The 23,084-nt window shown below is 67.3% G+C and carries 18 protein-coding genes and 5 pseudogenes; 9 read left to right on the forward strand and 14 right to left on the reverse strand.

The genetic code is table 11. The features are described from left to right. Positions 1-848, forward strand: an 848-nt coding sequence (locus ABZT04_RS39555; protein WP_356063785.1) for a YibE/F family protein, incomplete at its 5' end; no start/stop codon positions are given. A 424-nt stretch (positions 849-1,272) separates the two neighbouring features. Then, a pseudogene (locus tag ABZT04_RS39560) lies at positions 1,273-1,458 on the forward strand (CorA family divalent cation transporter); the annotation flags it as partial. A gap of 482 nt (positions 1,459-1,940) precedes the next feature. Here the strand turns inward: ABZT04_RS39560 and ABZT04_RS39565 are convergent. The 3 genes and pseudogenes from ABZT04_RS39565 to ABZT04_RS39575 all read right to left on the reverse strand — a co-directional run bounded on the left by ABZT04_RS39565 (position 1,941) and on the right by ABZT04_RS39575 (position 7,661). Next, positions 1,941-2,449 (reverse strand): annotated as a pseudogene (locus ABZT04_RS39565) (transposase). Beyond that, positions 2,446-2,721, reverse strand: a pseudogene (locus ABZT04_RS39570) (winged helix-turn-helix domain-containing protein); the annotation flags it as partial. The pseudogenes ABZT04_RS39570 and ABZT04_RS39565, both read right to left, overlap by 4 nt. A 473-nt stretch (positions 2,722-3,194) precedes the next feature. Continuing rightward, positions 3,195-7,661 (reverse strand): RHS repeat-associated core domain-containing protein, encoded by a 4,467-nt coding sequence (locus ABZT04_RS39575; protein WP_356063787.1) that lies wholly within the window; start codon positions 7,659-7,661, stop codon positions 3,195-3,197. 347 nt (positions 7,662-8,008) lie between these two features. Between ABZT04_RS39575 and ABZT04_RS39580 the strand changes: the two genes are divergently transcribed. Both ABZT04_RS39580 and ABZT04_RS39585 read left to right on the forward strand, forming a co-directional pair. Next, a complete protein-coding gene (locus ABZT04_RS39580; protein WP_356063788.1) occupies positions 8,009-8,197 on the forward strand; it encodes a hypothetical protein in 189 nt (62 codons plus the stop codon). A gap of 27 nt (positions 8,198-8,224) precedes the next feature. Further along, positions 8,225-8,434, forward strand: coding sequence for a hypothetical protein (locus ABZT04_RS39585; protein ID WP_356063790.1), 210 nt, complete (start codon positions 8,225-8,227; stop codon positions 8,432-8,434). A gap of 623 nt (positions 8,435-9,057) precedes the next feature. Here the strand turns inward: ABZT04_RS39585 and ABZT04_RS39590 are convergent. The 3 genes and pseudogenes from ABZT04_RS39590 to ABZT04_RS39600 form a co-directional block, all read right to left on the reverse strand. Continuing rightward, positions 9,058-9,270: an XRE family transcriptional regulator gene (locus ABZT04_RS39590; RefSeq protein WP_356063792.1), complete on the reverse strand. Its 213-nt coding sequence runs from the start codon at positions 9,268-9,270 to the stop codon at positions 9,058-9,060. Between the two features lie 103 nt (positions 9,271-9,373). Beyond that, positions 9,374-9,781 (reverse strand): annotated as a pseudogene (locus tag ABZT04_RS39595) (P-loop NTPase fold protein); the annotation flags it as partial. Between the two features lie 212 nt (positions 9,782-9,993). Continuing rightward, a complete protein-coding gene (locus tag ABZT04_RS39600; RefSeq protein ID WP_356063794.1) occupies positions 9,994-10,158 on the reverse strand; it encodes a hypothetical protein in 165 nt (54 codons plus the stop codon). Positions 10,159-11,202: 1,044 nt separating this feature from the next. On the opposite strand from ABZT04_RS39600, the gene ABZT04_RS39605 reads away from it, so the two are divergent. Beyond that, positions 11,203-12,942, forward strand: coding sequence for a SpoIIE family protein phosphatase (locus ABZT04_RS39605; protein WP_356063796.1), 1,740 nt, complete (start codon positions 11,203-11,205; stop codon positions 12,940-12,942). A gap of 552 nt (positions 12,943-13,494) precedes the next feature. On the opposite strand, the gene ABZT04_RS39610 is transcribed toward ABZT04_RS39605, so the two are convergent. Beyond that, positions 13,495-13,893 carry an ATP-binding cassette domain-containing protein gene (locus tag ABZT04_RS39610; protein ID WP_356063799.1) on the reverse strand — a complete coding sequence of 133 codons (399 nt, stop codon included), beginning with the start codon at positions 13,891-13,893 and terminating at the stop codon, positions 13,495-13,497. 345 nt (positions 13,894-14,238) lie between these two features. Here ABZT04_RS39610 and ABZT04_RS39615 point away from each other — a divergent pair, with 345 nt between their 5' ends. After that, entirely contained in the window at positions 14,239-15,447 is a 1,209-nt protein-coding gene (locus ABZT04_RS39615) for a phospholipase D-like domain-containing protein (RefSeq protein ID WP_356063877.1), read from the forward strand. A gap of 500 nt (positions 15,448-15,947) precedes the next feature. Here the strand turns inward: ABZT04_RS39615 and ABZT04_RS39620 are convergent, their stop codons facing one another. From ABZT04_RS39620 to ABZT04_RS39650, 7 genes are all read right to left on the reverse strand, one after another. Beyond that, positions 15,948-16,286: an STAS domain-containing protein gene (locus ABZT04_RS39620; protein WP_356063802.1), complete on the reverse strand. Its 339-nt coding sequence runs from the start codon at positions 16,284-16,286 to the stop codon at positions 15,948-15,950. Next, positions 16,283-17,578, reverse strand: coding sequence for a SpoIIE family protein phosphatase (locus ABZT04_RS39625; protein WP_356063804.1), 1,296 nt, complete (start codon positions 17,576-17,578; stop codon positions 16,283-16,285). The genes ABZT04_RS39620 and ABZT04_RS39625 overlap by 4 nt, the downstream gene beginning before the upstream one ends. After that, positions 17,578-18,381: an alpha/beta hydrolase gene (locus ABZT04_RS39630; RefSeq protein ID WP_356063806.1), complete on the reverse strand. Its 804-nt coding sequence runs from the start codon at positions 18,379-18,381 to the stop codon at positions 17,578-17,580. Before ABZT04_RS39630 ends, ABZT04_RS39625 begins: the two co-directional genes overlap by 1 nt. Positions 18,382-18,558: 177 nt before the next feature. Further along, a complete protein-coding gene (locus ABZT04_RS39635) occupies positions 18,559-19,407 on the reverse strand; it encodes an RNA polymerase sigma factor SigF (protein WP_356063808.1) in 849 nt (282 codons plus the stop codon). A gap of 128 nt (positions 19,408-19,535) precedes the next feature. Next, complete coding sequence (locus tag ABZT04_RS39640; protein ID WP_356063810.1) at positions 19,536-20,468, reverse strand: anti-sigma factor RsbA family regulatory protein; 933 nt, start codon at positions 20,466-20,468, stop codon at positions 19,536-19,538. Further along, complete coding sequence (locus ABZT04_RS39645) at positions 20,468-20,824, reverse strand: STAS domain-containing protein (RefSeq protein ID WP_356063812.1); 357 nt, start codon at positions 20,822-20,824, stop codon at positions 20,468-20,470. Before ABZT04_RS39645 ends, ABZT04_RS39640 begins: the two co-directional genes overlap by 1 nt. A gap of 115 nt (positions 20,825-20,939) precedes the next feature. After that, complete coding sequence (locus ABZT04_RS39650) at positions 20,940-21,344, reverse strand: ATP-binding protein (protein ID WP_356063814.1); 405 nt, start codon at positions 21,342-21,344, stop codon at positions 20,940-20,942. 218 nt (positions 21,345-21,562) lie between these two features. Here ABZT04_RS39650 and ABZT04_RS39655 point away from each other — a divergent pair, with 218 nt between their 5' ends. The 3 genes and pseudogenes from ABZT04_RS39655 to ABZT04_RS39665 form a co-directional block, all read left to right on the forward strand. Further along, positions 21,563-21,925: a methanogen output domain 1-containing protein gene (locus ABZT04_RS39655; RefSeq protein WP_356063817.1), complete on the forward strand. Its 363-nt coding sequence runs from the start codon at positions 21,563-21,565 to the stop codon at positions 21,923-21,925. Between the two features lie 728 nt (positions 21,926-22,653). Further along, positions 22,654-22,779 (forward strand): hypothetical protein, encoded by a 126-nt coding sequence (locus tag ABZT04_RS39660; protein WP_356063819.1) that lies wholly within the window; start codon positions 22,654-22,656, stop codon positions 22,777-22,779. A 30-nt stretch (positions 22,780-22,809) separates the two neighbouring features. Beyond that, positions 22,810-23,076, forward strand: a pseudogene (locus ABZT04_RS39665) (IS630 family transposase); the annotation flags it as partial. Between the last annotated feature and the right edge of the window lie 8 nt (positions 23,077-23,084).

Below are 23,084 nucleotides of genomic sequence, written 5' to 3' on the forward strand. Positions count from 1 at the left end.
CCGATGTGAACCGAAAGTTCCCGATGGCGCTGCTCGCCGGAATCTTCGCGCTGGCCGTCGTGGTGGTGGGCCGGCTGCGCGGTGTCATGGCACTGGTCGCGCTGGCCATCAGCTTCATGATCCTGAACTTCTTCATCCTGCCCGCGATCCTGCACGGCTCCAACCCGCTGATCGTGGCAGTGGTCGGATCGAGCGCCATCATGCTGATCGCCCTCTACCTGTGCCACGGCCTGTCGGCCCGTACGTCCGTGGCGGTCCTCGGCACACTGATGTCGCTGGTCCTAATCGGCATCCTGGGCTCGGTGTTCATCGGGTGGGCGGCACTCACCGGCAACACGGACGACAACACGGGCCTGATCCACGGGCTGTATCCCTCGATCGACATGAGCGGTCTGCTGCTCGCCGGCGTCATCATCGGCTCCCTCGGTGTGCTCGACGATGTGACGGTCACCCAGACCTCGGCGGTCTGGGAACTGCATGAGGCCAACCCGTTGATGGGCTGGCGCGGCCTGTACCGCGCCGGCATCCGCATCGGCCGCGACCACATCGCGTCCGTCGTCAACACCCTCGTCCTCGCCTACGCGGGCGCCGCCCTGCCCCTGCTGCTGCTCTTCTCCATCGCGCAGAGCAGCGTCGGGTCCGTCGCCAACAGCGAGCTGGTCGCCGAGGAGATCGTGCGCACGCTGGTGGGCTCGATCGGACTGGTCGCGTCCGTGCCGGTCACCACCGCCCTCGCGGCCCTGGTGGTCTCGGCCGACCGACCCGGGCCCGCAACAGCCTCGGCAGGAGCCCCGGCGGCGGCCGATACAGCGACTGTGGGTGGGGGCGGGCGTCGCCGGAAGCGTTAAGAGCAATCTCCCCAAGACGGGCCGAGCCCCGCGATCCCTCTCAGGGACACATCTACCGTAGTTGCGGATGCCGCGACGCCTACCCCGACCACGAGTCCACAGTCCACGTGGCCTTCGGACACCCGGGCCAGGAAGTGGGGTTGTCCCATCTCGACACACCAGGGCGGTTCTGCCCTGGCCATTCACCAGTGACGGCCTGTGATCAACAGACCCGCCGGTGGAGCTTCTGCAACACGCCGCACGGACCGTGCACGGGGCCGTTCTCCGGGGAGAATCTGGGGAGTCCGAGAGGCGGTGGGGAGCGCGTGGGGAGATTCGACCGCGTAACCGCACAGGAGCTTGAAAGACCCAGAAAGACGAATCAGCCCAGGCCAGAGACCTAATTCGCGGTATCACCGCAGGTCAGCGCCCCCAGGTAGACAACGTCAAGAAGATCTCGAGCTGGGCGGCAATTCTCTTTGCTCCGACACTCGTAGGAACTATTTACGGGATGAACTTCGAGGACATGCCTGAGCTGGGCTGGAGCTTCGGATACCCCTTCGCGATTGGCTTGATTGGGGTAGTTTGTGTGAGTTTGTATGTTATTTTCAAGCGCCGGGACTGGCTCTGAGTCCCTCTTGCAGGGTTCAGCTCTTCTGCAGCCTTTGCTCTCGCACCGGACTCAGATCGGGCCAGAATCGACTCTGGGGAGTCCCTGGGGAGAAGTGATGCGGGTGATCTCCCCGCCCTGCGTCGAACAAGCCTCTGACCAGGTCTTTTGGGTGTCGGCGAACGCTGGGGAGAATCCGGGGAGAAACGAATGACAGCCCACGCCTCGCGTCTCCAAAAACGAGTCCGCCTGGCTTCCTGTTCGGCGGTCCCGGCAGAGCCCGCTGGCCGTGCAGCGCATCACAGACAGTGACATGCCACAGGCTGCCTGCGCCATCTGATCCGGCATGGAAAGCCGGCCTTGCAGGCTGGCCTGCTGGTGAGGTGTGGCGGACCGCCCTGATATTCGGCGCCTTCACCAGGCCGGAGGGCATGCCGATCAAGCGCCCCGGCGGCCGCGGCTCTGTCCGTTCAGCAGTTACTGACCTTGAATTCGTGATGTCGTCATGGTGGTTGGCGTCGGAGGCCGGTGCCGGCGAGGCAGCCGTCGAGGACGTCGTGGCGGTACTGGAGCTGGCGTAGGCCGCGCCGGACTGCGGTGATCAGGTCTTCGGGATCGGCGAACGCGCGGTTGGCTGTGGTGGTGCGTCGCAGGACTGACCAGATGCCCTCGACCGGGTTGAGGCCGGGTGCGTAGGGCGGGAGTTGGCAGACGGTGAGCCAGTCACGGTCGGCGATGTAGCGGCGCATCCCGGCGGTGAGGAGACCAGCACGATCGGGCCGCCGAGCTGCTGGTGCGCGGTCTGGGTCAGGTCGCGGTAGTCCTTCCAGGAGAAGCTCTTGCGCCCGTCGGGCCGGGCGTCAGGGCAGGGCCGGTAGATCAGTCGCGATCGTTCGCCGGCCTTGTAGCAGGCCAGGGCGGCAACCCGTAAGCGGCGGCGCGAGCGTCCCCGGACGCGGACCACAGGGGTGTGGCCGCGGCGGGACCAGGTGCGGGTGGTGGGCGGCGTCATCGAGAATCCGGCTTCGTCCTCGAACACGAGCCAGGCACCGAGCGCCGCCACGGTCCTTCCACCGGGGTCCAGGTCTCCTTCACCCAGCCGACCACCAGGTTCCCGTCCCGCTCGATCGCACGCCGGGCAGGAACCTGGCAGCTCCAGCCGTGCCGCTTGAGCAGGGCAGCCACCCCTTGCAGGGTGTAGCTCTTGTGGAACCGACGCCCGATCGGTGCCTTGATCCGCGACAGGGTCCAGGTCTGGTCCGGCCAGCCGTGTGCCACCGGTCCCGAGCGGATCCCCAGGGGCTGGAGGAGCCTACTGCCGAGGAGGACTGAGAGAGACCTCCTCGGATGTGCGGAAATTCAAGATGCCACGTCTACGCGTCAGTATCCCTACCTTTTCTGGGAAAAATAGTAGAAGCAGATCACGGCCAGTGCCACGATGAACGTTCCGACTATGATGCCGACCGGCGCATCAATCGATGGGACAATGCTTCCCGATCGCATGGTCATTTAGGATTCACCTCGGCGTCTCTTGTTTTTTCGTCCCACCCAGATGGAAGCGGCGATCAGCAGCAGGCCGAACGTCATCGGAATCGCTCCAGCTGCTGGTTTTCCTTGAGAAAACGCTGCGACGCCGAGAACGAGGAGCAATACCGCGACTACTGCAGTGATTGCAAGTAGAGTTCTGACCAATTTATTGCCACCTCTTTCAGTCTGAGAGCCGTTGGGCGGGGGCTCAGTGAGCCCCCGCCACGAACTCAAAGTGCGGCTTCGGTTGCTGCGCTGGCCGCGCCGCCGAGTCCGACAGACAGCACCGTGCAGCCTGTGATACCAGCCCCGATGGACAGGCCCAATGAGGGAACAGCACCTGCGGCGGCTGCGGCGCCACAGACAGTCTCGGTTCCGATACCTACGAGAATTCCGACCTCTGCAGCGAAGGCGCCCGCACTGTCGCCACTCATGATCTTTTCTGTGAGGGACGCCCAGTCAAGAGCTCCTGACACGTCAGGGAAGCTGAAGAGTCCGGTGGGGTCGACCCTGTTGATGGGGTCGCCAGCGGTGTAGAGGTAGGGGTTTGTTTCCTTGCCGCTGGGGTCGGGTTGGGAGAAACGGTTGGTGGTGCGGTCGTAGGAACGGGCGCCCATTTTGTAGAGGCCGGTGGTGTCGAGGTAGGCGCCGGTGTAGCCGAAGGGCTGGTCGACGGTGGTGCTGGTGGTGGGGCGGGCGCTTCCGGTGGGGCCGTAGTCCCACTGGTTCTCGACAGTGCCGGTGGGGCTGGTGAGGGTGGACGGGGCGCCCTGGTTGTTCGTGGTGTAGTAATGGGCGGCCCCGTTGGTGGTCATACCGATCAGGGTGCCCGCAGGATCGCGGACAATTCCCTTGCTGGTGGTGCCGGTTGTGGTGGTGGAGATGCCTTCCGGCCCCTGGTCGATACGGGTGGTGTCCTCGGTCAGGCGCTGGCTGCTGTCGGTGCCGGCGTATATGTAGTGGTGGGTGGTACCCGCGGTGGTGAGTGCGGTGAGCTGGTTGAAGTCGTTGTACGTCTCACCGGTTCGGGCGCCGAGGGTGCTGGCGGCGGAGAGTTCGTTGCCGTTCTTGTCGTAGGACCAGCCGCTGGTGTCGCCGTTGATGGCGGTGATCTGGTTCGCGGCGTTGTAGGTGTAGGTCGTCAAGCCGCTGTCGGAGCAGGAGTCGGCGGTGCCGGAGTAGGCGGTGAGATTGCCGGCCTTGTCGTAGCAGTACAGCCAGGACGCCGCCCGGGTGGAGCTGGTGTCCTCCTCGGCGTACTTCAGACGGGACTGGGAGTCATAGGTGTAGGTGATGACCTTGCCGCTGACCTTGTCGGCGCGGGTCTGGATCTGGTCGGTGTCGGCGCCACCGAGCGTGTAGCTGTAGGTGTAGCTGACGGTGGTGGAGGTGCCGCTGACGGTCTTGGCCGCGGTGGGGCGGTCGGAGTTGTCCCAGGTGACGGTCTGGGTGACCGAGCCCGGCAGCTTCGTGGTGAGGCGGTTGCCGTCGTTGTCGTAAGTGAAGGCGGTCGTCGCGCCTACCGGGTCCTTCAGCGACGTGAGGTGGTTGGCGTCGTCGTAGCCGTAGGTGACAGTGCCGGAGGCGTCTGTGTACGTCTTTAGGTTTCCGGCGGGGTCGTAGCCCTGGGTGTAGGTGGCGCCGTCGGCGAGGGTGCGGGTGGCTTCGCGGCCGAGGTCGTCGTAGGTGTAGGTGACGGTGCCCGATGCGTCGGTCTGGGTGCGCAGGTGGCCGTCGCGGTCGTAGGTGTAGCCGACGGTGAGGTCGCCGCTGCCGCCGGAGGTGGCCACCGTCTTGACCCGGTCGTGGTTGTCGTAGGTGTAGGTGGTGATCACACCGCGGCCGTCGGTGATGGTCTTGGGCCGGCCGAGGCTGTCGTAGGTGTAGGTGGTGGCACCCAGCGGCGAGGGCGGGGTGGTCTTGGTGAGGTTGCCTGTGCTGTCCCAGGTGTAAGTGGTCTTGTTGCCGTCGGCGTCGCTGGAGGAGCAGCGTTGGCCGTCGAAGCCACCGCAGTCCGCGACGCCGTCGTCCCCCTGGTAGGTGTACGACAATTTCGCGCCGTCGCTGACGCCGGTGGTGGTGTCCTGCGATGACAGCATGTTGCCGGCGGTGTCGTAGCTGTAGGAGGTTTTCTTGCCCGACGGTGTGGTCAGCGACGAGGGCAGGTCGGCACCGGCATGGGTGCTGTAGGCGCCCAGCGACGTCGTGGCACCGGTCGGAAGCGCCGCCGAAGTGAGGTTGCCGCTTGCGTCCCAGCCGTAGGAACTGGTGCTCCCTGTGCCGGTACCCAGGGCGTTCACCGCGGTGAGCTGGTTGTGGCTGGCGTCGTAGGACGAGGACCGCGTGTGGTTCAGCGGGTCGAGGACCTTGGTGACCTGGCCGTCGCCGTCGGCCGTGTAGACGGTCTTGTGCCCGTTCGGATCGGTGACTGTTGTGGTACCGGCGGTGGCGCGCTTGCTCGCCGAGTACGCGAACGTCCAGGTGTCCGTGCCGGTCGGGGCGACGCGGGCGAGGGAGGTGATGCGGCTCTGGGAGTCGTAGCCGAACTTCGTCACCCGGCCCTCGGGTGTGGTGATCTGGCTGATGCGGCCGGAGGTGTCGTAGGCGTAGGCGGTGGTGCCGCCGTCGACGTCGGTGACGGTCAGTTTGGCGGTGCCGGCGGAGACGGTGCCGCTGGTGACGTAGGTCAGGGTGCGGCCGGAGCTGTCGGTTGCCGTCTGGTGCTGGGCGTCGGCGCCGCGGGTCAGGGAAATCCACCGGCCAGAACGGGTGTCGGTTGCCTTGAAGCCGGTGACCAGGCCGGACGTCACGGTCTGCGTGACGGTGATCTTGTCGGTCTTGCGGTCGGTGACGGCGGTGAGGTTCCCGGCCGAGTTGTAGGTGTCCTTCGTCCCGGACTGGGTGTGCGTCAGGGTGTAGGTGCCGTCAGCGTTCTTGACCAGTTTGGCGTGGTAGCCCTTGGCGTTGGCGTAGGTGCCGTCGCTGTTCTGGGTGAAGACCATGTCTTCGCCGCTGGTGCCGTAGGCGGTCACCCGCTGGGAGCCGGCCAGATCGAGGGTGCGGTCGTAGTCGGCGTACCAGCCGTTCGGCACGGAGCCGGTGGGCATGGGGAAGGAGGAGGCCGAGCGCGTCAGTTGCAGACTCTGGCCGACCGCGTTCAGGTCCAGGTCGGTGGCGTCCAGGACGAGGTCGCCGGTGGAGTAGTTCGGGCTGGCCACGAGGGAGTCGTCCAGGCGTACGGAGCCGTACTGCTGCCAGGGGATGTGGCCCTGGTCGTGGGGTACGGGGGCGTAGTTGATGTCGACGGTCGGGTTGGTGGACAGCCGCTTGAATTTCAGTTTGTCGGCTTCGTCGTCTGTCTTGAGCTGGAAGGTGACGGTGCCGTCACCGTCGTTGGCGACGGCCTGGGTGACATCGAGGTCGAAGTCGACCGGGTCGGCGCAGCCGGATCCGCCGGTGCCGCCCACGGCGGCGTGGGAGGTCTGCCCGAACTGTGCGGGCGGGCTGTTCCAGGTGGTCGAGGAGGAGATGTGGTCGACGTTGACCTCGTCGACCTGGTAGGCGGTGCAGGCCAGGTTGGAGGAGTAGACCTGCTGGGCGTGCAGGGTGGCGCTGTTGATGTCCGCGCCGGTCACGCCGGAGACGTCGAACTGGTAGTAGGCCCGCTCGATCCCGTAGGGCGAGGACCAGCCCTGGTAGCCGATGCCCAGGCGGGCACCGGACTCATTCCAGTGCGAGGTGTTCGGGTACGCCTGCTGGACGTAGGTGAACGACGGATTCGATTCCGTCACCGGCTGCCACGACGGGTCGACGTAGACGGGGAAGTGTGTGGAGGGCGAGGACAGCATGCCGGCGTCCGGGGTCAGGCTGATGGACCCGTCCGCGGCGACGCTGGTGCCGACCGGTGCGGTCACCGCGCCCGCCGGGGGTTCGACCGCGCCGTCGTCCGAGGGTGCCCCGGCCGTGCTCGTGGACGTGCCGGCGCTCGTCTTGGACGGCGCGGCGGCGGTCGTGGTGGTGGAGCTGTCCCACATCACCGGGGCCGGGGCGTGGAAGGCGAGGGAACCGGATGTGTCGGTCGCGGAGAGGTTGCCAGTGTCGTCGGCGCTCAGCTTCACACCCTCGGTCTTGGCGGCGAGGGTCAGTTCGGCCAGGTCGGGGTTGGCGGCGGCCTGCGCCGTTTTCACGACCAGCACTTCGGAGATGCCGCCCTGCCCGTTCGCGGTGACCTGCAGGTCCACGTCCGGCAGCACGTCCGCGTAGGTGGCCGTGGCCCCCGACACGGTGGGCTGCGGCAGATCGGCCGGCCACGACAGGGCCAGCGACGTGTCGCCCGAGCCCAGCGTCACCAGCGGATCCGAACCACCGTCGGACAGCACGAGCGCCGAGGCACTCCCTTTCGGCGCCCAACCGCCGTCCGTCTTCACCAAGGTGGCGTCCACGCCCGCCCAGGATCCGTCCGGCTGCTTCACCCGCACCGGCAGCGGCGACACCGACTTCGTGAACGTCCCGTCCGGCTTCGCCGTCGTCAGTGATGTCGCCGTTGTCTCCGACGCCACCTCCACCGCCTTGCCGCTCTCACGTGCCTTCGCCGACGCCGTCTCCTCCGCGGTCGGCGACGCCGCCTGCGAATGCGGCGCCTCGGTCACCCCCGCCGGAACAGTGGGCGCCTTCGGCCCGTCATCTGCCTCAGTCACCGTCGCAAGCGGCAGCAGCGCACAGGCGAGGGCCGTCACCGTCACCGCCGCCACCTGCGGAAGTAACCCGCGCCGCCGTCTTGCTCCACCCCTGTCGGTCATCCCCACACCCCTCATCACTCACAGTGGTCCCCCTGCAGCCCTGTGCGCAGGGGCGACGCAACCGTCACAGGAGGCGTGCAGGAGCGCAGGGGGATATGCGTGTGACATGGGAAACAGGACTAGACCGCCAACTCCGGGGAATTCTGAGCAGTTTGGCTAGGGATACGCCGCAGGCGGATACGCGCAGGTGAAGGAAGCCGAAAGGGGCGTCACAAACGGAGGCTTTACCTCGTCGTTGCCACACCGTGATCACCGAGAATCGGCCACATGACCGATTCCTCACCCAGAACGCCAACTCCAGCACGGGGTTCGGTCTGCAGTTCCTGGCGATGGCTCAGGCGGACGGCGGCAGCGGTCTGTGGCCGGTGACGCTGAGCCGGATGGCGTCCGTCGTCGTCATCGCAGGAGTATTGCCGTCGTACGGCGGCCGTTGAATGCCGACAGGAGCGTAGGCGGCAGCGGTGGCGGCGGGCGTGGTCGGGACGGCCGCCATCGTGCCGTATCTGGAGGCGACCACGCGGCAGCTCATGGCCGTGGCCACGGTGCTCTCGTCGCTGCATCCCGCCGTCCCCGCCTTGCTGTTTCTCGGGGAACGGCTGAACCGTCACCAGGGCTTCGGCCTGGCGTGTGCGGCGCCGGCCATCCGCCCGATCGGCCGACGTCGCCGATGAACCTGCCCCAGCGAAGGGCATTTGGAACATATCTCTGAGCAGCGCCGGTGGCCTGGCCGACGGCACGTGGGACCGCGCCACGACACTCCCACAGCGCACGGAGGGAAAACGCGCAGGCCACAGCCGCGCAAGCATGGTCCTGGTCGTGCACGAAGCAGGATTCGCTGCACCACGCGCAGCGTTCGCTGCACGCCACACACCCTAGAAAACCGCATTCTCGCAGGTCAGAAGGTTTCTGCTCGGGTAGCGAAGGTGGGACTCGAACCCACGGCCGACGGATTATGAGTCCTTTGAAGATCTTGGCGGTCCTTGCCGATCAACGCTCATCCTTGCCATTTTCCCAGGTCAGACGCGCCGATCAGTGTCAGTCCTGTGTCGTGCTCGTCGATGTGTTCCTGTCCTTCTGACCCCTCAATGGCCCCTGGGGGACGATGAGTTGGACGCGTACCACAGCAACAGCCGCCCAGTTCAGCCAAAGGGATGGAACCGTCGCACAGCGGATTTCTTTTCCCACGCGAGGATGCTCCACCCCGGGTACCGGGGTGGAGCATCCTTCCTGACGCCAGGAGGCGAGCTTGACCAACAGACTGCGCATGGACCTGGGCCGCAGCCTGTCAATCGGATCAGCCGAAGACGTAGGTCTCGTCACCGAAGTCAGCGACGATCTTCAGCTTGCCGCCGAGCGCCTTGACGTAAGCAGCGAGGGTGTCGACCTCGCTGCGCTCCAGCTGCCCCTTCTCGATGCGCGAGACGCGGGCCTGGGTGACACCCGTGGCTTCGGCAACCTGGACCTGTGTGGTGTGCTGCCGCTTCCGCAACTCGGCGAGGCGGTGCACACGAGAGGCCCCATCGCCTGCGCCCCCTTCTGAATCTGATCCTTTTCGCCTCTCGGACGATGTCCTCATCGCAGGAGAGCAGGAACGCGGGCGCGTGCTTGTGGTGAGTACCGGTCAGCAAGAGGCTGCGAACGGTGGTGATGGCTTCGAGCACCTCACCTGCCGCCAGGCGGTCGATGTCATCGATGGCAACAACCAGTCGACGGTCGATGGCCTCGATCAGCCCGGCAAAAACCTGCTCCAGGTCGTCCGTGGACTCCGGACGCGGTGCAGTGAGGGTGATCTCGTGCTTCTTCAGCGTGGACAGGGCGCCGTCCTTGGCTGCCCTTAGCACATAAGCCACAACAGCAGTTCCCGACAAGGCAGTTGTGAGGGGTCCGGCGCCCGGAGCTGCGAACCAGGTCCAGGCCGACACTCCGGCTCCGCGGTCGAAGAAGTGGCCGATCGCCACAACAAGCGTGCCGAGCAGCCAGATCGCGACCAGGGAGGCAAGCAGCCACGCGAGCGCCACACCGGCGGCTGTGGGGTAGCTGAACCACCGAGCGCTCCCCGGCTTGGCGGACTTCGCGGTAGGGCGCGGAGCCGTGCGTTGCCGTCCGCCTTCCAGACAGGCCCGCTCAGATTCCCATTGCTTTACGGTGATGAGATCCTGCCGCCGAGCTTCGTCAAGCAACCCGTACAACAGTCCTCTCGCACGGGCCGAGCCGCTGTGTCGCTCAGCGCTCAGCGCTCAGCGCTCAAGTGCAGGATCGCCCAGTTCTTGTCACCCCTCAGTTCATCTGCGAGGAGACCGACGACGGAGGACTTGCCGCTGCCGAACGGCCCGAGGAGTCCGACAGCGAGCGGCTGAGTGGAGCCGCGGACGATACCGAGGAGCTCACGGCTCACGGACCGATGATCGAAACGATCTTGATCGGGTGAGGCGATCGCACTGTCTTCGATGATCCACGGACGTTGTCGTGCCATGTCGTACCGCTCCGCTCCGAACCTGCTCTATGCGGGTGAGCGGATGATATGGGCCACCACTGACAACGGGACCCCAAATCAGGACCAGGCGAACCACAGGTGCACCGCCGACAGGCCGATCTCCGGCACGACGCCTCGAAACGTCGGCCTACCTCCTCTGCGGCAAGGCGGTCCAACACCTACGGAACGCCCGGAGGCCACGCTACGGCGGTAACAGACTGCGAACACATCACTCTGCTTCGCAAGCACCGCGGCACCGTTCCCCACCTCCGCGCCGAGCCGCTCCCTGGGGGGAAGTTGGGGAGTATGAACGGCGTTCGGGAGCGCGTGGAGAGAATCGACTGCGTAACGCGGCACGCCCCCGAAAGACGCAGAAAGAGCCATCCGCGCAGGCCAGAGGGAAGTAGAGTCACATATCCGCAGGTCAGCGCCCGCACGTAGACAACGTCAAGAAGATCTCCTTACCCACCGACAGCCTGATCTCTCGAACCGAAACCCCCGCCGCCGTCACTTCTCAGGCAGCCTGACCAGCCCAGCAGCACACCTGACACCCCATCAGAACGAGCGTCAAATGAGCGTCACGAGCGTCATTTCGGCGTCAAGATATCGCCCGTAACGCCCACACCGCACATAACACGCACGCACAAAACCGCAGGTCAGGACACCTTGGCCACCGGCTCAAGGATCGCCACGCACTCCACACGGTGAGCCATCGGAAAGAGGTCGTCCTGGACGTTTTCCGGCTCATTGCTCCGCCTGCGTGCGCCGAGAACGTCAAACGAGCGTCAAGACCAACAGTCCGTTCGTCCCCATCACTCGCGACCGGCATTCGGGACTTCAAGGACACCTTCTACCTGCACCACCAGGATGTGCTCGAGCAGTCGCAGCAGGGAAGACGAGCCTTCGATGCATGCCGGAAACCGGTTGGGGTACTCGACAGAATTCGGGCTTGAAAAGAGGAGGAACATGGACGACGTCGCCGCTCCCGGCAGGGAAAGTGTCCCCCTGTCCGGGCATCAGGCGCGCTCTGGCGTCCTGCTCGACGGAACGCTGGAAAACCTGCGGGCGGCCGCCATCGCGGTCGGTGACGATGGCCTCATCGTCGCGGTCAACAGCGCGGCCCAAAGCCTGCTGGGCAGGGAAGCCGCAGAACTCGTCGGTCAGGACTTCCACGACCTGCTGCACCGGGACAGATACGGGCACTCGGTGCCGCGCACGCGCTGCCGGGTGAGGAAGGCCATCCTCACGGGGGACACCAGACATGGCGACGCCGAGTGGTTCGCCTGCGGGGACGGCACTCTCGTCCAGTTGTCCTGGCTGGTCACGCCCTACTCCCCCGGTCCGGGCGGGACCGGTGCGCTGGTGATGCTGTACGAGCCGAGGCCAGGGGACGTGCGCCACACCGGCGGCGGGCACTCCGCGCCGCTGACGGAACTGGACCGCCTGTCACTGCTGGCGGAGACGACCACGCAGCTAACATCCACTCTGGACGCGGACGAGGCGCTGCACCGACTGGCGGCCCTGACCGTGCCCCGGCTCGCGGACTGGGCCGTGTTCGACCTGCTCACTGAACGTGACGAAGTACGACGCGTTCTCGTGATGGAGCACAAGGACGGCATTCTCGTCGAGCGGGACGACCTGCAGGGCCCGATGCCTCCCGTGCCGGCAGAGTCACCGATGCCCCTGTCACGGGCCCTGCGCGGCGCCGCCTCCTCCCTCGCCGGCCCCGCCACCTACCAAGGGCCGCCCGACTCCGGCATAGCGGTCGAGCAGCAGCGCCTGTTCACCGCGACAGGTATGCACTCCGCCGTCATCGCACCCATTCGCGGACTGCGGGACGTCCTCGGCGCCCTGACTCTGGGCCGCGCCCAGCGACATGACGCCTTCACCCCTGCCGACCTGCCGCTGCTGGAGGACCTCACCCGCCGGGCGGGCCTGGCGCTGGACAACGCGCGCCTGTACCAGCGCCAGCGCAAAGTTGCCGAGACCATGCAACGACACCTGCTGCCCCAGCTGCCCGTCCTGCCCGGGCTGGAGATGACCGCGCGCTACGTACCCGCTCCGGACGCCTCATCCGTGGGCGGTGACTGGTACGACGCCTTCGCTCTGGCCGCCCACGCACACGCACTGGCCATCGGCGACATCGTCGGACACGATCTCGACGCCGCAGCCGGCATGGCGCAGGTCCGCAACATGCTGCGCGCCTTCGCCTGGTCCCACCCCGAGGCCGCACCCAGCGCCGTCGTCACACGGCTCGACGATGCCGTGATGCACATAGCCGAGGTACCCATGGCCACCATGATCCTCGCCAGGCTCACCCTCGGGAATGACACACTGTGGCGCCTACGCTGGACGAACGCCGGCCACCCGCCGCCCCTGCTCATCACCCACGACGGTCAGGCCCGCTACCTCGACGAGGCTCACGGCATACTCCTCGGAACCGGAGTCACCAGACCTCGCCCCGATGCCGTCACCGTCCTGCCACCCCAGGCCACGCTCCTGCTCTACACCGACGGACTGGTCGAATCCCCGCACCACTCCATCGATCACGGGCTTGACCGGCTGCGCCGCCACGCGGCCTCCCTCGCCCACCGCCCCCTCGACACCTTCTGCGACCTTTTGCTGGACCAGGTCCGCCCCAGCGACAACGATGACGACGTCGCCATGATCGCGCTGCGCACACCCCCTCCCGTAGGACCCGCCTGACCCGCCCGTGAGGCAGATCGAGTGGGCGGAACGGGAGACTGTCGAAGCTCCTGAGCCGGTGGGCTGAGGCTTCGAACGCCTCTCTCCGCCGCGCGAGGAGTTCGCGCTGTGCGGGCCCCGCGCTGCCCCGCCGGTGAGCGGGGCCAGAACGCGGTGACCGCGTGCCGGTTCGCCGCGGAGGGCGGGCACCGTGGGCATGTAGCTCGGGGGCGGCCAGGAAGAGCTGTCTGGTGAAGGCGACGGCGGACTCGGCACAGCACGACATTCGCCTCAACGACCTTACGCACACCGATGATGGGACAGCCTCTTGGCCGACAACGAGGGCCCGGGAGGAAGACCGTCCTCACCGTGATCGCCCTGTCTGGAGTCTCGGTCTGCGGGACCACGGGGGGGCGGGAAGGGCGGTGCGTGTGGAGGACGAGCAGCGCCAGGGCGCCGGTCGCTGCGGACCAGGTGAGGGAGAGCAGGCCATGGGCAAGGGGATGTGCGGGATGAGGGCTGAGCTCAGCGCCAGCTGGTTCACGCCGTACAGAAGAAGCGCGGACACGCCTGTCACATCCATGAGCTTTTGAAGACGGGACTCTGCAGGCCGGTGTCGGCCAGGCTGAGCATGATGATGAGGAAGAAGCCCACGAGAGCGATCAGCAGGTTCAGCTTCTGTCGCGTTCCGCCGCTGAGTTCGCCGGCCTGCTGTCGCCGGGAGCCGGTCAGCTCCATCAGCTCGTCGGCGCGCTCCAGTGGCGGCAGCCGGTAGGCCACCTGCAACAACCGCAGATGCTGTACGACGGTGAACGCGTCGTTCAGTACCGCCTGTTGCGGGTAGTACCCCACCGTCCCGGTCCGTGTCACCGTTCCGCGGTCCGGTGTGACGTGTCCCGCGGCGATCTCCAGCAGAGTGCTCTTCCCCGCCCCGTGCTCGCCGACGACTCCCACCAGCGTCCCGGCAGACACATAAGATCCACATCGCGCAGGACCTGCCCGCCGCCGTACCCCTTGCAATCTCCGCTGATCCGCAGCCGTGGCCGGTGTGACCGGTGGCGCGTCGTCGCCGCCTGCACATGATTTGCACTGACCACCCTTGCGGACGTCCGGAGCGTCAAACGAGCGTCGTGACGACGCGACGTTGATCGCCTGAGTGGCATCCTCAGCGAAGACCGTGCGGCTGGTGTCGCGGTGTCGGTGGGCTCGGTCCAGGCAGACTGCTGGAGTGCCGCGGCGCCGACCGGGAATGTGGTTGTTCGGGCTCGCCCAGCGGCCCGTGACGTTCTGTCTTCATGGTCCAGTGGGAGATTCGGCATGATAATCGACGGCATACCGGCACCCCCTGCGCGCGACACCGCGCCTGACGCAGCGGCGCGCAAGCAGCGCCTACGCCGTCGCCTGGAGCGACTGATCGGCGTGGCCGCCACCGAAGGCAATGACCTGGTGCCCCTGCGCAACGGTGATGAGATCTTCCCCGCGATGCTCGGGGCGGTCCGTTCGGCTCGGCACACCGTCGACATGATGACGTTCGTGTATTGGCGGGGTCAGATCGCCCACGACTTCGCCGTCACTTTGGCCGACCGCGCCCGCGCGGGAGTGCGCGTGCGACTGCTGCTCGACGGCTTCGGATCCAAGGAGATCGAGCGGCGGCTGCTGGACCTCATGAGCGCCGCGGGCGTGCAGGTGGCCTGGTTCCGCAAACCCGTGTGGCTGTCACCGTTCAAACAGAACCACCGTTGCCACCGCAAGGCCCTCATCGTCGACGAACACACCGCCTTTACGGGCGGCGTCGGCATCGCGGAGGAATGGAGCGGCAATGCCCGCAACCCTGCCGAGTGGCGCGACACCCACGTCCAGGTGCGCGGACCGGCCGTGGACGGCATCGCCGCCGCGTTCGCGCAGAACTGGGCCGAGTGTCACGACGACCTCTTCGATGACCGCGACCGTTTCACGGAACACCCGCAGGTCGGCTCGTCGGTGGTGCAGGTCGTGCGCGGCTCCGCAAGCATCGGCTGGCAGGACATGCAAACCCTCATCCGGGTCATGCTCACCTCCGCCGAGGAACGCTTCCGGCTGGCCACCGCCTACTTCGCCCCTGACACCTACTTCATCGACCTGCTGTGCCAGACCGCACGTCGCGGCGTGCATGTCGAGATCCTGCTGCCCGGCCCCCACACCGACCAGCGCGCCTGCCAGCTCGCCGGTCAACACCACTACACGCGTCTGCTGCAGGCCGGCGTGCACATCTGCCAGTACCAGCCGACCATGATGCACGCCAAGATCATCACCGTGGACTCGGTTGCCTCCCTCATCGGATCCACCAATTTCAACCGCCGGTCCATGGACCACGACGAAGAAGTGATGCTCGCCGTCCTGGACGAGGAGTTCACTGCCTCCCTCGACCGCGACTACGAGGCGGACCTGCGCAACAGCGTGGGCATCGAGCTCACTCGATGGAGACGACGGGCAGTGCTGCAACGCGCCAAGGAAGCCGCCGTCACCCCGATCCGGCGCTTCCTGTGAGCCGACCGGCACCCTGGCACAATGGCGAACCGCACGCGCCGCGCGAGCCAGCCAGCGCGCCGCGCGCGTGAAGCAAAGGCACGCCGTACTCGCGGTACCACAGACCGATCGTCTCCGGGCGGCGCACGAAAGCCGCCCACCGGGCGGTTCCAGGGCCGGTCGGCGGGGCCGCTCGGCCACAGGTAGTCGCCCCCCCTGGCGACCCTGCCGCAGAACGAGACGTAGCGCACTGCGAGTTGCCGCATCTGGCCGCTGAGAACCGGAAACGGCTTCGGTCACCGGTGGACACGCTGAGTGGGGCGTCCTTCCACTGCACGACACTGCGCCCCCGTCTCCCCGCGCGGCGCGTCCGAACATTCGAAGGTCCTCCGGCGCGGGCTCCACAGCCCAGCCACCGGCAAAAGACTGGTTGCCGATCAGGGGGAAACGGCCGTCCGTGCGAGCGCAGTGCGCCGTTCAGCTCAGTTGTGGCGTCACTGCCTGGTGAGTGGAGGTCGCGTTCAGGACTGTAGACAGGTCTCGCTGTCGGGGTCGATGGGGAAGATCTGGTCGAGGCCGACGATACGCAAGGTGCGCAGGGTGTGGGCGGGTACGGCAGCGAGTGCGATGTCCGCTTGGGCGGCCTGGGCGTGGTTGTGGGCGGCGATCAGGGCGCTGAGCCCGCTGGAGTCGCAGAATTCCATGCCGCCGAGGTCCAGGACGAGGCGCTGACCCGGCCGGAGGGAGAGGGCGGGGATCAGATCACGCAGTTCGGTGGCGTTGTCGTAGTTCAGCTCACCGAAGATCTCCAGTACGGGACCGGTGGCAGCGTCTCGGGTGGTGATCTTCAGTGGGCTCATGGGCTGCTTCTCGTCTGGGGGTTGGGGGCTGGGACGCCGAGGGCGAGCAGGGCCGTATCGTCGTCGAGGCCCTCGCCGAAGCTGTGCAGCAGGTCGGCCAGGGCCTGGATCACAGCGGGCGGGGGCTTGCCGGCGTGTTCGGCGGCGAAGGCGAGGAGGGCCTCGTCCCCGTACAGGCTGGTGCGGTCTTCGCCGGTGCGGGCTTCGGTGAGGCCGTCGGTGTAGAGCAGAAGGGTGTCGCCGGGGGCGAGCGCGGTCGTGGCGGCGGTGAAGCGGGCGGTGGGCAGGACACCGACAAGGAGACCACCGGGGGTGGGCAGGAAGTCGGCGGTGCCGTCGGCTCGCGCGATGATGACCGGAGGGTGGCCGCCCGAGGCCAGGTGGACGGCGACCTGGCCGATATCGGAGTCCGGTTCGACGGTGCCGAAGACCGCGGTGCAGTAACGCGGGTCATTGCTGCCGCTTGTGTACCGCTCGTGGAGCACCTTGTTGAGGATGGTTAGGGCGGAGACGGGGTCGGGGTCGTGCAGGGCGGCGGCGCGCAGGGTGTAGCGGGTGAGTGAGGTGATTGCCGCCGCCTGGGGCCCCTTGCCGCACACATCACCGAGGAAGAAGCCGAAGCGTTTGCCGTCGATGGGGAAGACGTCGTAGAAGTCGCCGCCGAGCCGATCCGGAGAGGCGGTGTGGTAGTAGGCGGCCGTCTCCATCCCTGGTACCACCGGCAGGGTGTCTGGCAGCAGGGACTGCTGGAGCACCGCAAGGGCGTCCTGCAGCCGGGCTCGGTCGGCCTCCGCCTGTTTGCGTGCTTCTTCGGCGGCCTTACGGCTGCGCAGGAGTTCGGCTTCGTAGGCGCGGCGGTCCCGGGCGTCGAAGACGGTGGTGCGGATCAGCAGGGGCTCGCCGGTGGTGCCGTGCTTGATCACGGAGGAGATCAACACCGGCACGCGTGCGCCGTCGGATCGTTTGATCTCCAGGGCGATGCCGCTGATCTCGCCCTGCATGCGCAGCAATGGCGCGAAGTGCGTCTCGTGGTACAGCTTGCCGCCCACGGTGAGCAGGTCGGTGAACCGCATCCGGCCCACCACCCCCTCGCGGTCCAGACCGAGCCAGTTCAGCAGCGTGGTGTTGACCCTCGCGATGGTGCCGTCCATGAGCGTGGACAGGTATCCGCACGGTGCGCTCTCGTAGAGTTCCTCGGCGCTGTCCTCCAGCAGCGCGGCGAACGCCGCGCTGCTGGAGGACTTCTCGTGGTCGGCCTCGTGTGGATCGGGGTACTGACCGCTGCGGCACATCACCGCAAGTCCGCCAGGAAGCTCCGTACCGCTTCGTTGGTGGCTTCGGGGGAGGACAGGTGCGGGCAGTGCCCGGTCGCATCCAGTGTGACCAGCGTCGAGCCGGGGATCGCCTCGTGGACGAAGGCACCCACCTCCCGGGGAGCGATCATGTCCTGGGTGCACTCCAACACCAGGGTGGGCACGCTCACGCTCTTCAGGTCGTCCCTCGAGTCCGACAGGAACGTGGTCCGGGCGAAGACACGGGCCATCTCCGGGTCGGTGGCGCAGAAGCTGTTCTTCAACTCCTCGCCGAGTTCGGGCCGGTCCGCGTTCCCCATGATCACCGGCGCTATCGCCGCCGACCAGCCCAGATAGTTCGACTCCAGTGACTCGAGCAGCTCGTCGATGTCCTCGGCGCTGAACCCGCCCCGGTAACCGTCGTCGTCGATGTAGCGCGGAGAGGGGGCGACCATCACATGCGCCCCGATTCGTTCCGGAGCCTTGTCGACCGCCAGCACGCCGATCATCGCGCTGACCGAATGTCCGACGAACACAGCGTCGCGCAGATCAAGCGCCTCGCACACCTCCACCACGTCCTGGGCGTAACCGGCCAGGGAGACGTAACGGTCCTGCGAGAACGCGGCCGCATCCGAGCGACCCGAGCCGACGTAGTCGAACAGCACCACCCGGTAGTCCTCGACCAGCGCAGGCAGGGTCAGCCGCCACATATTCTGATCGCAGCCGAAGCCATGAGCCAACACAACCGTCCGCCCGTGCGGGTTGCCGGTCACGGTGACATTGTTCCTGCGGGCGATATCCATATCGGGAATCTCTTAGACATAGTCGAGTAGTCCTCTTGGGCCCAGAGTCACCCACATTTCGTCCGCGCCGTCATCGGACCGACTCCTGCCGCCCGCCTCGACGGCAGCGTGGTCGTCCCAGTCTGGACGGCACCCGCCCGACGGACTCTGCGGACCTGGCATCGCGTTGCCGGGGCCTCAGCGATGGGTGAGCATGCCCTCACGCAGGCGGCTCAGGGTCCGTGACAGGAGCCGGGAGACATGCATCTGGGACACGCCCAGGTGTTCGCCGATCTGGGCCTGGGTGAGTTCTTCCACGAACCGCATGTGGATGATCTGCCGGTCCCGCTCATCGAGTTCGGCGAGCAGCGGGGCGAGGGTGTGGAAGTCCTCCACCAGTTCCAACGCCTGGTCTTCGGCACCGATGAAGTCCTGAAGGGCGCTCTCGCCCTCCTCGCTCCCGCCGATCGCGGCGTCCAGGGAGGAGGAGCTGTAGCCGTTGGCGGCCAGACGAGCCTCCCGCACCTCTTCCTCGGACAGGCTCATCAGCTCCGACAGCTCCTGGACCGTTGGCGTGCGGCCGAGCCGGCTTCGCAGTTCCTCGGTGGCGCGGGCGAGTTCGACGCGGGCTTCCTGGAGCCGGCGCGGCACGTGCACGGCCCAGGTGGTGTCGCGGAAGAACCGCTTGATCTCGCCCACGATGTAGGGGATCGCGAACGAAGTGAACTCCACTTCGCGCGTCAGCTCGAACCGGTCGATCGCCTTGATCAGGCCGATCATGCCGACCTGGACGATGTCCTCCATCTCCTCCGCCCCACGGCTGCGGAAACGGCCGGCCGCGTATCGGACCAGGGACATGTTCATCTCGATCAGCGTTCCGCGGGCGTAGCTGTACTCGGGGGTGCCCTCTTCCAGGACCGTCAGCTGTTCGAAGAAGAGCCGGGAGAGCTGGCGAGCGTCCTTGGGCGTCACCCGGGAGGGGTCGGCGACCTCCGGCAGCTCGCTGGTTCGTGCGTCCAGTGCCGCCGGAATGCTCATGAGCGCCATGCTGTGCCCTCCCAAAGTTCGAGCCGACCGCTACCGCCTGCAAAACGGCCGACAGCGCAGCGCCTACCCCGTCCCCCCGCACCTATACCTGTGCTGTGTCGAGCGGTCCCGCCACCTGGTCGGCGTGGTCAGCTGGGAAGGTAGCAGCGAACGGTGGTGCCATCGGGGCCGGTGTGGACGCGGACCAGGTCGGCGAGCTCATGGACGAGCAGGAGTCCACGGCCACCGGGCTGCGTGGGATTCGGCGGGCGGCGGCCGGCCAGCGGATCGGTCAGCTGTCCGCCGTCGTGGACCTCGCAGACGATCCGGCCGCTCTCGGCCCAGATCCGCAGTGTCCCCGTGCCGGCGCCATGGACGACGCTGTTGGTGGTCAGCTCCGCCACAGCGAGTTCCAGATCTCCCAGGCTCCCGCCGGACACGCCCAGGGCCCGCGCCTGGGACACGGCGAAGTCGCGGGTGTCGGGCAGTGTCTGGGCGGCGAACGGGCGGGCCGCGGCTTCGAAGGGGGCGAGCAGTGGCTCGTTGTAGCGGGCGATGATCTGCTCGGGGTCATAGGCGGTGGATTGCGTCTGGCCATCGGCGTCGATGACGACCGGGTGGGTCGCCAGGGCGTCGCTGAGGGCCTGCTTGTCCAGCCGCCCGGCGTCGTAGGGGCACAAGATGGTTACCGCCCGCCCGGTGAAAGCGGTGTTGATCAGCGCCTCGTGCTGGACGCACGCCGGGTACTCGACGGCGGAACGACCCTGCCAGATCGGCTCGCCGATGATGCGGACCCGGCGGGCGCTCGGCTGGGCGTCGGCGAACTTGCGCAGCACGCTGGGAATGATGCGGCCGGGGTTGCGGCCGGCCTGGGTCATGTCGATGAAGCGCACCTCCGCTGCTCGCTCACCCAGCCCCTCGCGGATCAGCTCCAGACGATCCGGCGGAGCGGCGACGGCCGCGGGCTCACCGGCGTCCAGCCCTTCCCGCAGGAAGGGAACCGTGCCCTCGATGTACTGGTCTGTGCCGCGGTAGAAGAGAGCCGGGTGGACGAACCGCTCGTGCGAGGTTGCTGTGCTCATCACGCAGCCACCTCGATCGCGGCAACGTCGGGCCAGAAAAGCTTGAGGATGCGTCGCAACTGCGGCGGTGGTCGGTGAAGCACGATCCGCTGCCCCTCGGGCAGACGCTGGGCAGTGACCGCCAGGTCCGTCACACCGGCCACATCCACGAACCTCACCCGGGACAGATCCACATGCAGCACATCCGTGCGACGCTCGACCAGCTGATTCAGCGCCTGCTGCCATACGGACCGTGTGTTCATGCTGATCTCCCCTATCGCCCCCAGCCCCGTACTGTCAGGCAACGGATTGATCTGCAGCACCGCGCCACGTGGCGGTACGGCAAGAGGCCCGCCCACGCCGGGTACGACATCCACGCTCTTGCCCCCAGTTCCCCGGGCTCGGCCGCACGGCGGCTCTACCGATCACCTTGCACGATACTCGGTCAGGCACCGCGGACGCCCAGTCCGGCCAAGCGCTCATGCGACCGGCTCAGGGAGCGAGGCTGAGTTCGGCCCAGACAGTTTTGCCGGGGTGGCGCGGGGTGACACCCCAGCGGTGCGCGAGCCGTTCGAGGAGCTGCATGCCGAAGCCGCCGGGCTCGGTGTTCTTCGTGACACGCATGCGCGGCCAGCGATCGCTGTAGTCACTGACCGCGATGCGTAGCAGCCGGCCGTTCCAGGTGAGTCGGATCAGTGGTGGGCCGGCACCGTGGCGGATGGCGTTGGTGATCATTTCCGATACGAGCAGTTCGGCGGTCTGGATCATCCGGTGCTGGTGCAGCGGGCCGCCGAAACCTTCCACGCAGTCGCGGACCCAGTGCCGGGCGGCCGCGATGCTCGCCGTGACAGCGGGGAAACGCGACTCGCAGGATGGGATGGTCGGTTCGCCGTTCACGAGGTTCCTCCAGCCTGGGTGGCGGTCCTGTCTGCCGCCGGCTGACGCTGCGTACAGCCGGTCGCCGTCGTCTGTCGGGTTACCCCTGCCTGCCTGATGAACCATGTGTGTCCGTCGGGTGGCGGGCTGATCCTGTGAACGGTTGGTCGCCCCTGTCGACGGGACTGGTGGTGATGGGCTGAAGGGCGCGGGCAGGATCATCCCGCGAGGGAGCCGGCGTGGAACAGGTTTCGGATGTGGAGATTCCCCTGGACCGTGACGTGTTCCTGCGGACGTTGGTACGCGAGTTGGCGACGTCGCTGGAGTCGGTGATCGGCCTGGAGGAGGCGTCCGGCTACGTCAGTCTCGTGGGGGCAGGCCGTCGGCACGCAGATCGTGGGCCGGAGTCGATGTGCATGATGACGGCCAACGTCTTCGGCACCGTCGCCGCCCGCAACCTGGGCTACGCGCAGGTGGACCCGGAGGAATCCATCGCCCGCGGCGACGCGGGCTGCCGCGTTGTAGTGCGCTTGGTCTTCGACGTGGACGTCGAGGCGGTGAGCGGCCGCGAGTACTTCGGCGACCGGGCTGTGGCTCCATGACCCTGGCCTCTTCCGGGCCAGCACCAGACCGCTGCCCCATCCGGTGCTGCGGTGCGGGGCCGACGGCCGCGTGCTGGCCACCAAACCTGCTGCCAGCCGCTGTGACGACCGGCTGCGCCCGGGCGCCGGCGTGTTCGATCTACGGTCCGACGACACCCCGCCGCTGCGTCAGCAGCTGGGTGGCTGCGCAGCGGCAGTCCCGTGCCCGGCGCGCTGGTCCTCAAGGACATGGACGGCCGCACGGGGCGCTTCCGCTGTCACGGGGCACGGGCCACCTGGTGGGACGGCCCGCAGCCGGCCGTGCAGCTGCATCTCGTCAAGGCCGGGACGTCCGACCGGTTCGTCGTGCTCAGCCAGCAGGTGGAGGCGCTGAACCGGGAGGTGGCCTTCCGCCGAGCCACCGAGGTGGACCGGGCACGGCTGCTGGCCGCCGCGATCACCCTCGCGGAGGTTCCCGCGCCGTTAGCGAGGTGGCGTCGGCCGCGCTGGGGGGCCACCGCGGCGGAGCTCTATCTGTACTCGGCACGGCTGGTACCGCCCCTGCAGCCGGAGGACAACGGCCTTCCGGCCGGCGCGGGCGGCTGGACCGACCTGGACCGGCCGTCTTCTTCGGACCGCCCGCTCGCTCGTGAAGCCGCGGACGCGGTTCCCTCTGCCCTGTCGCTGGAGGCGGACGGCGTCCACTTGGGCATGCTGATCGTCTACGGCTCAGACAGCTCCACCGCTCCTTGGCATATGACGGCTGTGGCCAACAGATCGCCCAGGTCCTGCGCCGAGCGGGCCTGCACGAACAGGCGCATCGGGTCGCCGAACGCCTGCAGCTCAGCCTGCTGTCGGTCGGCGGCGACTCGTAGGAGGTCTACGACGTGGACGCCGATCACATCAAGGTCGAGCTGCGCTTCACCCCGACCTACACCTCGTGGGCCAACCCCATCGAGGCGCACTTCGGACCGCTGGGGCACTTCTCCATCGCCAACTCCCACCACGCCCACCACACCATGCAGACCCGGTCCCCGCACGCCTACCTGCGCTGGCGCAGCGCCCACACCCGCCTCCCCGACGTACTCGCCACCCAGCGCCGAGAACGCGGCCGTATCCGCAGCGAAAAGGGCATCCGCTGGGGCGGACGACCCCAAGCACCCGCAGCCTGACACCGCCT

The organism is Streptomyces sp. NPDC005492, from assembly GCF_040605995.1.
Taxonomy (GTDB): Bacteria; Actinomycetota; Actinomycetes; order Streptomycetales; family Streptomycetaceae; genus Streptomyces.

Bases quoted from the DNA above. Each gene is read 5' to 3' on its own strand.
- ABZT04_RS39605 (WP_356063796.1), top strand. From the start codon at position 11,203: ATGGACGACGTCGCCGCTCCCGGCAGGGAAAGTGTCCCCCTGTCCGGG.
- ABZT04_RS39615 (WP_356063877.1), top strand. From the start codon at position 14,239: ATGATAATCGACGGCATACCGGCACCCCCTGCGCGCGACACCGCGCCT.
- ABZT04_RS39620 (WP_356063802.1), bottom strand. From the start codon at position 16,286: ATGAGCCCACTGAAGATCACCACCCGAGACGCTGCCACCGGTCCCGTA.
- ABZT04_RS39625 (WP_356063804.1), bottom strand. From the start codon at position 17,578: ATGTGCCGCAGCGGTCAGTACCCCGATCCACACGAGGCCGACCACGAG.
- ABZT04_RS39630 (WP_356063806.1), bottom strand. From the start codon at position 18,381: ATGGATATCGCCCGCAGGAACAATGTCACCGTGACCGGCAACCCGCAC.
- ABZT04_RS39635 (WP_356063808.1), bottom strand. From the start codon at position 19,407: ATGGCGCTCATGAGCATTCCGGCGGCACTGGACGCACGAACCAGCGAG.
- ABZT04_RS39640 (WP_356063810.1), bottom strand. From the start codon at position 20,468: ATGAGCACAGCAACCTCGCACGAGCGGTTCGTCCACCCGGCTCTCTTC.